Here is a 10,345-nt window from a genome sequence, read left to right as displayed (position 1 = left end):
AAGGCTAGACAAGTAGTCTGCCGCAGACTTAAAATTTCAAATCTCTCTCAAAAGCACTCGCGAGACGACGCGTTAAACTCTACAAAGATTGTAGGATTTTAGGTTTGCTAAACGCCGTTATCGGCCTAATCTCTCCCTTAAATTTCTCAATCTGCGCTAGAACGGTGTGAGCCGAGTTGCTTTGCGCGAGTTTGGACGTGCCTTTGTCAAAGGTTAGCACGTTTACGCAACCGTGCTGGCAGAGGCTCTTTTCGCCCCATTTTTCAGGGTCGTACCATGCGCCCTCGCAGATAGCTACGACGTGCTCAGGCACGATATCGGTGACTAGCACGCCAGCTAGTATCTCGCCGCGGTCGTTAAATACGCGTGCGACGTCGCCCGTGGCTAGGCCGCGCTCTTTGGCGTCTTTTGGATTCATTAGCACAGGCTCTCTACCACTAACTTCGGCGAAATTTCTGATGATAGAGTTATTTAGCTGACTGTGCAGGCGGTAGCGAGAGTGCGGGCTAACGACGTGTAGCGGGTACTTTTTGCTAGCGTTGCCTAGCCACTCTTTAGGCTCGATCCACGTAGGCATCGGCGGGCAGTCGGCGTAGTTCATCTTCGCTATCGTCGGCGAGTATATCTCTATCTTGCCCGACGGAGTGCCTAGGCGGTTTTTGGCAGGATTTTCGCGGAAGGCCGCTAGGCGCGTATAAAGCTCGGTTTCCGTGTTGTCTTTTTCAAATCTCACGTAGCCTTTTTCGTAAAATTCCTCAAAACTAGGCATGGTTAAGCTTAGCCCCTTAGCCTGCTCGGCCGCGTCGGCGTAAAATTCTTTCATCCAGCCTAGCTCGTCCTTGCCCTCGCTAAATACCTCGCCTCTACCCCAGCGTTTGCAAATTTGCTCGCAGATCCAAAAGTCGCTCTTGCTCTCGCCCATCGGCTCTATCGCCGGCCTATATGCCACGATGTATTCGCCCGTAGAGCCCGTTTGGTTGATGTCGTTTCTCTCGACCTCGATAGCTACCGGCAGCACGATGTCGCTAAATTTTGCGGTGCTAGTCCAGTACGGCTCAGCGGTGATAACCGTGTCAAATTTGCGCCACTGTTTTACGATGTTATTTACGTCCTGGTGGCGCGTAAACATCGAGCCTGAGGCCATGTATGCGACCCTCATGTGCGGCAGCTTGATCTTAGTGCCGTCGTAGTCGATCTCTTTGCCCGGATGCTCTAGCGCCTCGATGCTGCGAGAGGACGGGATAGTGATGTTTTTAGTCGTTTTCCACGGCGCGCCGTCTACGTTTTCGTATTTCTCGTCGATACGCGTGCTTAGTCCTTTTAGCACCGGAGCGATCTTATCCGTAGCACCCGCAGAGCCGTATCCTAGGCTAAACTCAAATCCAAGCCCCTCTTTACCCACGTGTCCTAGCATTGCGTTTAGCACCACTAGTGCCCAGAAAGGCTGCTCGCCGTGGTCGGCTCTTTGTAACGCGCGGCCGATCAGCACGGTCGTAGGCTCTTTAGCTAGGCGCGTCGCAAACTGCGCTATCGTGCCCGCAGGTACGCCGCAAATTTTGCTTGCCCACTCGATGTCTTTTACGACCTTATCCTGCGTGCCGAGGAAGTAGTCTTTAAATTTATTAAATCCGACCGTGTATTTTTTGATAAATTCCTCGTCGTATAGGTTGTTCGTAAACAGATAATGGCACATACCTATGATGAGCGCGGTGTCGGTATTTGGACGCACGATGATGTTTTCGCTGCCGTAGTAGCGCGCGGTGTCGTTTACCATGACGTTTACGCTATAGGTTTTGATACCGGCTTTTTTGAGCTCCTGCATGCCTACGTAGCCGTCGTGAGTCGGAGGGACTGATGAGATTTGGTTCGTCACGATAGGATCGGTACCCCAAAATACTACGTTTTTAGCGTTTTTGACGATGGCTTTCCACTTCGTCGGCGCGTCGTAAACCGCACTACCGCCTAGCACGTGAGGCATGATTACTAGACCCGCTCCGGTCGAATAGTCGCCGCTTTCTTCCACGTAGCCGCCTAGCACTTTTAGCATCCTGTGCGCGACAGTACGACCCCAGCTGACCTTACCGCTGCCGCCCCACCAGTAGCACTCGCCATAAATCGCCTCGGCGCCGTATTTGTCGAAGTTTTCTTTTAGAGCTTTGGCAGCTAGATCAAGCGCGACGTCCCAGCTAACGCGCACGAATTCGTCTTTGCCGCGCAGTTCGCTCTTTGCCGCGCCTTTTGCTTTTAGGTAGCTTTTGCGCACCATCGGATAGAGTACGCGGTTTTCGTTCTGCACGGAGTCAGGCAGGCTGTAGTTCATCGTGTTTGGAAATTTATCGCCCTCAAAATCGCTAACAGAAACGATCTGCGATGAGTTTAAATTTGCCCAAAACGTACCGAATCTGTTTGCGCCGAATACTTTTTTGTTATCGAAAATCGTCTGTTTGACGCCCTCTATCCTGCTAGCCTGCGCAGCCGTAGCCGCCAAGGCCGAAAATTTGATGAAATCTCGTCTTTTCATCGGTTTCTCCCTTTTTTACTTTTTGCAGGAGCAAAACCCCTGCCGTGAGCGGGAGTATACACTCCCTGTACTCGCCCAAAGCGCGCCCATACCTTGTGACACCTGCGCAATCAGGCAACTTTTTCCCTTATTTGCTTTTTAAAACCGTATTTTGTTTAGTCACGCTCGCCAATCTCTTAATAACGTGGTTATGCAGCGAGCGAAATGCAGGCAAATTTAAGCTAGTAGCGTTAAATTTGCCGTTTAAAAAATCAAATTTAAAGAACGAATGTCGCTAAATTTTACATTTCAAGCGACGAGCGAATTTGATCTCGGCGCTAACCACGCAAAGCCCTATTTTGCATCTTTTGCGTTATGCTGCAGGTATTTTACTATCAAATTTAGCTCCGTCTCCTCCAGCGATACGTAGTTCGTATCAATCATCGACTGCAAATTTGCCGGCCACTGAGCCGCCGTAAAGCTGTTTGGCTCGTGCAAGCGGTGACACGCGGAGCAGGTCTCCTCGTACTTTTGCTGAGCCTGTTTGTATAGCGCGTTTGCGTCGTTACCCAGCGCGTCCGCGGCGACCTCATAAGTGCCCTCGACCTCATACCAAAGCTCGCCGTAGTCGTCCTCGACCTCTTTTATTTTCTTAAAATTCGCCTCGCTTTCGGCATCAAAAACCGTGAAAATTTCGGCGTTTTTGACGCTTCGCTGTATCTGAGCCAGGTAGTTTGCCGAAACCGCGCCTTTTACCTTTATTTTAGCCTTTGCTCCGTCTTTGGAGACAACCTCAACCGGCGTTAAAACCTCGATCTTACCGACTTTTTTACCGCCTAGCGATATGTCGGTCGTCTTTGTTAAAACATCGGCGTTTAAGCTTATCGCCGCCGCACAGGCAGCAATCAAAGCAAATTTAAAACTTTTCATCGCACTTCCTTAAGAAAAATTATTAGTATAATTTTATAAATTTACGGCTTAAAATTACATCGTTATATTTTATTACGAAGCGGATTTTATATATTAAAAGAGTAAAATTTGAGGTTAGAACGCGACAAACCGAGCCGAATTTGAGCTTTGCCAAAATTTGCCGCGAGAGTAAAGCCGCACAAACGGCGGCTAAATTTAACGAGCGATTAGTGCTTTTTAAGCCCCATCGCAGCGACGTCTAGCGCGATCTCTTCGTTATTTATCGTAATTAGTCCGCGCTCTAAAATTTTGCTTGCGATCGCGTGCGCCTCATCAAGCGAGTGCATCTTATACGTGCCGCACTGGTACTTGTTTAGCTCGGGGATGTCTTCTTGGTTTTTGACGCCTAGGATATCCTTCATAGACGCCGTCCAAGCGGCCTTAACCGCCTCCTCACTCGGTACGCCGATCACGCTCATATAAAAGCCCGTCCTACAACCCATCGGCGAGATGTCGATGATTTCAACCCCCTTGCCGTTTAGATGATCTCGCATAAAGCCCGCAAATAGGTGCTCTAGCGTGTGCGTGCCTTTTTCGGGTAAAATTTCCTCGTTTGGCTTGCAAAATCGCAGATCAAACACGCTTATATCGTCGCCTTTTGGCGTTTTCATCGTCTTTGCCAGACGCACTCCAGGCGCGTTCATCCTCACGTGATCGACGCAAAAACTATCTAGTAGAGGCATACTTTCTCCTTATTTTTAACATAAATTCGACGTGATTTTAGCTAAATTTTTATTAGCCACGGCTTGATCTAAATTTGTATTTACGTAAATTTACTAAGCCGATGGCCAAAGAAACGCAACCATAAGAGCGGCAGCTTTGGTTAATTTTTAGCCGATCATCTACTTATTTGTATGCCAAAATGCTAGCGAGCCTGGATTCATAGGATCTTGAGAAAGTCCGATATCGGCGATGGCATCGTCTATAGCGATAACGTTTCGTCTTGCAGCATTAAAGAAAGTCTCGGCAAAATTTACGTTCCAACCTTGAGTTTTAAAAAACCCTCTTTGTCTTTCGCTAACGGCGTCGTTTGCTCCTTCTATCTGGAATCCAAACGGCTCTAGATGAGCGCAGCGCACGAAATCCGCAGCGTTTGCCACTACGTCAAACCAATGCGGCGGGATCTCCTTAACCTGCTCGATAGAGTGGCATGTAAAAACAAGGGCCTTTTTACCTAAATCTAACCCTTCAAGACTAGGCTCTAGGTGATTAAAGTGGAAAAATTTAGCATTCATTTTAGGCGTTGCGGCGGCTAGTTTGCTAGCGATTTCCACGCCGCTTTGCGTAAATTCTCCGCCAAAATACCGCACATCCGTCGGCCCGCCTCTATAAAAAATTTCAATCAAATTTCGACCGTATCCGCAGCCAAGCTCCACGATACTATCATATGGCCCCGTCTCGTCGATGATATCGATCAGCATATCGTAAAAGTTAAACGACGAGTGAAAAGGTACGATTAGCTCAGCCCCTTGTCTAGTGCTAAGCCTGGCAATCGGGATTTCGACGAATCTTAAAACATTCGTGCTAAAAAGCTTTCGCTTCTCCCAAACCATCTCGTTTGTAACGTTATCCAAACTTAACTCACTTAGCCGCTCTTTTTTTTCCAGCATTTTTACGGCTTGATAGCTATTGAGTCCGTTTTTTAGGCACTCATCCATAAATTTAGCCCTTGTCGCCCATGCCTTTTCGTAAAAGTTTTGCCAATACTCCTCTTGATACGCCATATTTTCTCCTAAATTTAAAAAATAAATTTAATTCTACCTTTAAGATTTTAAAGAAAACTGAAATTTTAGAGATTCGATTTTAGTAGTTAGATTGGGTCTGTTTGGGGTTAAAAATCGGGCAAAAGCCCGACTAGAAGTATTAAATTTTAAGCAAAATGAGGTTTGATCTGCTCTATCCAAGCACTGATTCTAGGCTCGGTTTTTTCGCTTTCGTTATCGGCATCAAGCGGCAGACCGACGAATTTACCGTCTCTTACGGCTTCTGATTCGTCAAATTTATATCCGTCCACGGACACTGCGCCCACGACGTTTGCGCCCGCTTTTACGACCTCGTCGTATAGCTTGCCCATCGCACCGCAAAAGCTATCCGCGTAGCTCTCCGCATCGCCCGTACCAAATATCGCAACCGTCTTGCCGCTAAGCTTTAGTCCGCCAAAATCAAATGCGTCCCAGTCGTCTTGCAAATCGCCCGTACCCCAGGTAGAAACGCCCAAAATCAGCTTGTCAAAGCCGTTTAGCTTAGCCGCATCGCAGTTTGCTACGTTTAAAAGCTCGTTTTCTAGCCCCAAATTCTCGGCTAAAAAGCTCGCCGCCTCTTCAGTATTTCCCATACTGCTTCCAAAAATGATACCTATCATTTAAATTTCCTTTAAAAAATATGATGACTTATCGTGTAGGGCACCAGCCGCAGCGATCCGCCGCATCCGCACTCCCGTCTGACCTCAATGTAGCGCGAGAAATTCGCATTTCTCGGAGCTACGATAAACATCCTGTCAAACTCCCCGCCGCTAAGCGCCTCAAAGCCCCTAGCAATCTCGCAGTTAGCCAGATGAAACCGCTCTTTGGTTATCTCCTTAAAGCACGGCATAACGCCAAAAAGCTTGCGCCCGCCCTGCTCTGCAAAGATAATCCCGTCTTGAAAATAAACGTTTTTATCAAAATGTTTGGCGCGTATTTTATCATAAACAAACTGAGAAAACATTATGTCTGCGTCAAAACAAATTCCGTTTTGGGATTTTAGCATGAGTATAAGCCTCGCGGCCGGGTGCTTGGGGGAGACGGCTAGCGGCGGGACGGCGTCAAATTTGCCTGATTTATAGGCGCAGATAACGGCGTTTGAGGCGATACAAAAGTTTGAAATTTTACTTCGGCTATGATTTTTAAAAGCACACAGATCATCGATGCGTTTTAGAAAAATTCCCTCCAAATTTAAGCCAGAATACGCATAAACTAGAGGGATTTTTAGCTCGCGACCTGCGCAACAGTTGTATAAATTTATAAAAATTCGGGCTTTATTTACCGCGTCAAGCCCTGAAAAAATACTTGGAGTTATTTCTCCAATACCTGATAAAAAGCCGAATTTCATCTATTAGTCTTTTACCTTGCAGCATCCAAATTCCTTATCTAGCCCAAAGACTTTGCAATACTCGCTAAACACACAGCTGACGCTTCTTTTGGCGCAAACGATTGGGATATTGCGCTTTTTGGCTTGGTTTTTTATCGTTTTCATCGTGTTGTGGTTTAAAAAACTGGTTAACATCACGACGCACTCGGTATCTTGCGGGATCGGTTTGCGATTTACGCGGTTTTCGTTACGTGCATCCCAGTGCTCGATCGCTTCCGCGCCGAGGTCTTTTAGGACTGCTTTTATAGGCGTTATCTCGTCGGCTCCGATAACTAAAACTGACATTTTGGGCTCCTGTTTATTTGATTGTGATTATTATAAAATAGATTAGCTAAAAAATAGCTTAGTTATGATAGTTGTTATCAGTTAAGTGCAAATTTGTAACGCATAGTAAATTTTGAGAGGTAGTTTTAAATTTGACTGCTAAAATTATCTTTTAGGATCAAGAAACGGCAATCAAATTCGACAAATAAGCGGCAAGAGCAAAAAGCTCGACGTTTTTGCTCTTAAATTTAAAAACGACGGTAAAAATAAGTCAAATTTAGATTCAAATTTGCCCGCCCAAATTTGCCGCCTTATCAAAACCCATCTGCTCCTCGAGCCGCTTAAACTCATCTGCGTAAACGAGCGCATTATCGACGCATTCGAGCCAAAACTCCTGCGTTCTCGCGTCTTTGCCGAAGTGCTTTTGCAACAAATCCTCGACGCTCATCACGCCGCACTCGCGCAAAAACGCCTTGTATGCGCCGATGAATTTATCGCCCGCGCGCCTAAACTCGCCCAGCAAAAACTGCGAGAGCAGGTAGCCGACGGTGTAGGGATAGTTGTAGATGTATTGATCGGTTTTGTAAAAGTGCAGTTTAAAATACGGCAAAAAGCCCTCTGCGTCCTGCACCGAGTCGCCATAACGGCCTCGCCACGCCTTTTGCATGAGCTCTTCTATCTGCGCCGTGCCGACCGCGCCCTTTTGTCTAGCCTTTAAAAAAGCGATCTCAAAATCAAACCGCACGCCGATGTGCAGCATGAAATTTGCCGCAGATTTTAGCTCCTGCCACAAGATATCAAAGAGCAAATTTTTATCCGCGCTGTTTTTTCGCAGATAGTTTCGTAGCACGGCTTCGTTAAAGGTGCTCGCAGCCTCCGCCAGCGTCATAGGAAACTGCGTGTGCAGCGCGGGCAGATCGCGCATGATCCAGTAGTGCCACGCGTGTCCGAGCTCGTGCACCTGCTGGATCATATGCGCCTGCGTGCCCATGTAGCTAGAAAACACGCGCGGTTGCCGAAATTTATCAAACCTCGTATAAAACGCGCCGCCTGCTTTGTTTTCGCGCACCTGCGCCTCGATCCAGTTTTTCTCTAGCATCATTTTGATAAATTTAGGTATCTCCTCGCTAACCTCGCCCAGAGCCGCACAGATCGTCTCTATCGCCCGCTCGTACGGGATCTCGTCAGCACTAGCAAACGGAGAGGGCGCTAGCAGATCGCAGGCGTAAATTTTACCTTGCGGGAAGTACTTCGCGCGCAGACTCACGCACTCTCTGATCCTATCCGCTCTTTGATCCAGCGCCGCAAACATCGCCGTTACGGCCTGCTCGCTGATTTTATTTTGCTGCAGGCTAGGCGTGAGGATATCCGTCCCCACCGCCTTAAATTCGCACAGCCTAAAGCCCTGAAGCAAATTTAAAACGTCGGCGTATAGGCTCGCGTGCCTAGCGTAATGCTCCGATAGCCCCTCAAACACGCTCTTTCGCAGCGCCCCATCGGGCGAGCCTTTTAAAACACCCGCGCATTTTGAGAGATTATAGAGGCTTTTTGCGCCGTTTTTATCTGTAACCTGCACGGCGATGAGGTTGTTTAGATGTCTAAATACGCCGTAAAGCGGAGCGAAACTGCTAGCCGCCGCATCTTCGTAAATTTTACGCTCCTTTGCGTCAAATTTTGCTCGCCAGCTACTTTTGCGCTCGTCGTAGAGAAATTTTATCCGCGCAAACTCCTGCGTTTGGCGCGCGATATCAGAGGGATCTAGCGCGTCTATCTTTTCAAAAATAATCTCTTTTGTCCGCTCAAGGCGCAAAAATTTCTCTCTGATTTTAGCCTCGGCCGCTCCTGCTCGCTCATCTTTGGTGTCGTCGCTTGATTTACAGCGGCAAAACGCGAGCAAGGAGTTTGCCTCCTCAAAGCCGCGCTCGTATGCGCTTATCAGCAAATTTAGCCCGCCGCCCGCACCTAGTAGCCCCTCTATCTCGCCTAAAATTTCGTCCAAATTTGAGAGCGCATCCGTAAATCTCGCATCGTCAAAGTCGCCGTACGCGTCCTCAAACGTCCATCTAGGAAGCTGCATTTCGCGCCTCACAACGAGAGTAAAAATACGAAAATATGGTGACTAACTAGACCTAGGACCGCAGGCACGCTGCAGCGCTTGACAATATCGAGCGGACTGCACTTTAGCATGCCCGCTATCGCGACGACCACTCCTGCGACGGGCGAGAGAGGGCGAGCGATAGTGGAGGCCTGGTGCATCGGTAGCACGAGCATAACCGAGCTCACGTTTAGTTTAGCGGCGATATGCGGCACCATCTCGATGAGCGGGTAGAAGCTCGCGCCGTTTGAGCCCGAGATGATCGTAACTAGCGTCGTAATGACGACGAAAAGCACCGACATGCCAAATCCGCCAAAGCCTAGCGAATTTGCGAGTTTTACGATGCTATCTAGCATGCCTAGCGCCTTAAAGCCTTCGGCAAATATACCGGCCGCGATGATAAGGATAACGACGCCGCTTAGGCTCTTGCCCATCGCTTGGAAAAATACCTTGACCCCTTCGGCGATCAGGTCAAATTTAAACCTATGCCTAACCGCCTCAAAAAGCATCGCAATGACGACTGAAAGGATGATGATCGCCGAGATATCAAGCTTGATAGAGGCGATGCAGTACTGCGAAAATACGACCACCAAAATCATCGGTAAAAACGGCAGTATCGCGTAAATTTTAGGCGCGGCGGTCTGCGGATTTTGCACCGCTCCGTCAAATTCCATCACTTCGCCCACGTGCTCGCTGCATACCCAGCCCTCTTTTTTATCCAGATACCTGTTCCAAAAAACGAGCGCGATACCCATCACGATCGAAGTCGGAAGCGCGGCCGGGATCTTATAGACGAAAACATAATCTAAAATGCTAAGTTGCGTGGCCTTCGCCGCAGCGGCCGTCGATGCGCCGATGAGCACCATCGAGGCGGCTCCAGACATCGCGCAGATCGAGCCTACGGTGAGCTTGTTTAGTCCAAGCGAGATGAGCACGGGTCCTAGCAGCGCAAGACATAGCACGCCAAGCCCCACCGCGCTAGTGATAACCATGCTGATGAGCTTAGCCACCGCAAATGCGACGAATACCATGACGTATGGGTTTTTGATCCTAGCAAAGCGCTTCGTAGCGATAGAGACGAAAGCGTGGTTCGCCCCGATATGCGTCATATAGCTCGCAAAGCCCACCATAAACATGATGATAAGGCCCAAATTTGCAAATCTGTTTGAGAACATATAACGGATAAACTCGATGATGTTCAGGTATGCGTTGCCCGTCGCTACGGCCTGTTTGGGCATGAAGCTTCCCGTGCCCAGCGCGACCGAACAGATCAACATAAAAACGCCCGAAAGAAAAAGCACGAGCGGCGCGTACTTGCCACGCACTATCGCCCAACCCACTATAAACAGCACTACCGTGCCGATAATAATACCCGCAGCAGCCATATT

The 10,345-nt window shown here is 48.4% G+C and carries 10 protein-coding genes; all 10 read right to left on the bottom strand.

Annotated elements, in window-relative coordinates:
- Nucleotides 1-79: 79 nt before the first annotated feature.
- A complete protein-coding gene (locus Q0546_RS00370) occupies nucleotides 80-2,521 on the bottom strand; it encodes a molybdopterin-dependent oxidoreductase (protein WP_298789516.1) in 2,442 nt (813 codons plus the stop codon).
- A complete protein-coding gene (locus tag Q0546_RS00365; RefSeq protein ID WP_298789514.1) occupies nucleotides 2,463-2,639 on the bottom strand; it encodes a hypothetical protein in 177 nt (58 codons plus the stop codon). The genes Q0546_RS00370 and Q0546_RS00365 overlap by 59 nt, the downstream gene beginning before the upstream one ends.
- A gap of 215 nt (nucleotides 2,640-2,854) precedes the next feature.
- Nucleotides 2,855-3,430, bottom strand: coding sequence for a hypothetical protein (locus Q0546_RS00360; protein WP_298789512.1), 576 nt, complete (start codon nucleotides 3,428-3,430; stop codon nucleotides 2,855-2,857).
- A 206-nt stretch (nucleotides 3,431-3,636) separates the two neighbouring features.
- The gene (luxS, locus tag Q0546_RS00355) at nucleotides 3,637-4,152 is read right to left on the bottom strand and encodes an S-ribosylhomocysteine lyase (protein WP_298789510.1); all 516 of its coding nucleotides are present in this window, start codon (nucleotides 4,150-4,152) and stop codon (nucleotides 3,637-3,639) included.
- Between the two features lie 159 nt (nucleotides 4,153-4,311).
- Complete coding sequence (locus tag Q0546_RS00350) at nucleotides 4,312-5,193, bottom strand: class I SAM-dependent methyltransferase (protein WP_298789508.1); 882 nt, start codon at nucleotides 5,191-5,193, stop codon at nucleotides 4,312-4,314.
- A gap of 146 nt (nucleotides 5,194-5,339) precedes the next feature.
- Nucleotides 5,340-5,831, bottom strand: a complete 492-nt coding sequence (gene fldA / locus Q0546_RS00345) for a flavodoxin FldA (RefSeq protein ID WP_009492535.1) — start codon at nucleotides 5,829-5,831, stop codon at nucleotides 5,340-5,342.
- A gap of 11 nt (nucleotides 5,832-5,842) precedes the next feature.
- Nucleotides 5,843-6,559, bottom strand: a complete 717-nt coding sequence (locus Q0546_RS00340) for a hypothetical protein (RefSeq protein ID WP_298789505.1) — start codon at nucleotides 6,557-6,559, stop codon at nucleotides 5,843-5,845.
- Nucleotides 6,560-6,562: 3 nt separating this feature from the next.
- A complete protein-coding gene (locus Q0546_RS00335; protein WP_002949171.1) occupies nucleotides 6,563-6,883 on the bottom strand; it encodes a DUF2325 domain-containing protein in 321 nt (106 codons plus the stop codon).
- Between the two features lie 262 nt (nucleotides 6,884-7,145).
- A complete protein-coding gene (locus Q0546_RS00330) occupies nucleotides 7,146-8,939 on the bottom strand; it encodes a M3 family metallopeptidase (protein ID WP_298789503.1) in 1,794 nt (597 codons plus the stop codon).
- Between the two features lie 8 nt (nucleotides 8,940-8,947).
- The coding region (gene dcuC, locus Q0546_RS00325) for a C4-dicarboxylate transporter DcuC (protein ID WP_366519245.1) at nucleotides 8,948-10,345 on the bottom strand (1,398 nt) is incomplete at its 5' end.

It is taken from the genome of uncultured Campylobacter sp. (genome assembly GCF_937997465.1).
In the GTDB taxonomy this organism is placed as follows: Bacteria; Campylobacterota; Campylobacteria; order Campylobacterales; family Campylobacteraceae; genus Campylobacter_A.
The sequence above is the reverse complement of the archived record's forward strand: the minus strand, read 5'-3'. Positions and strand labels throughout refer to the sequence as shown.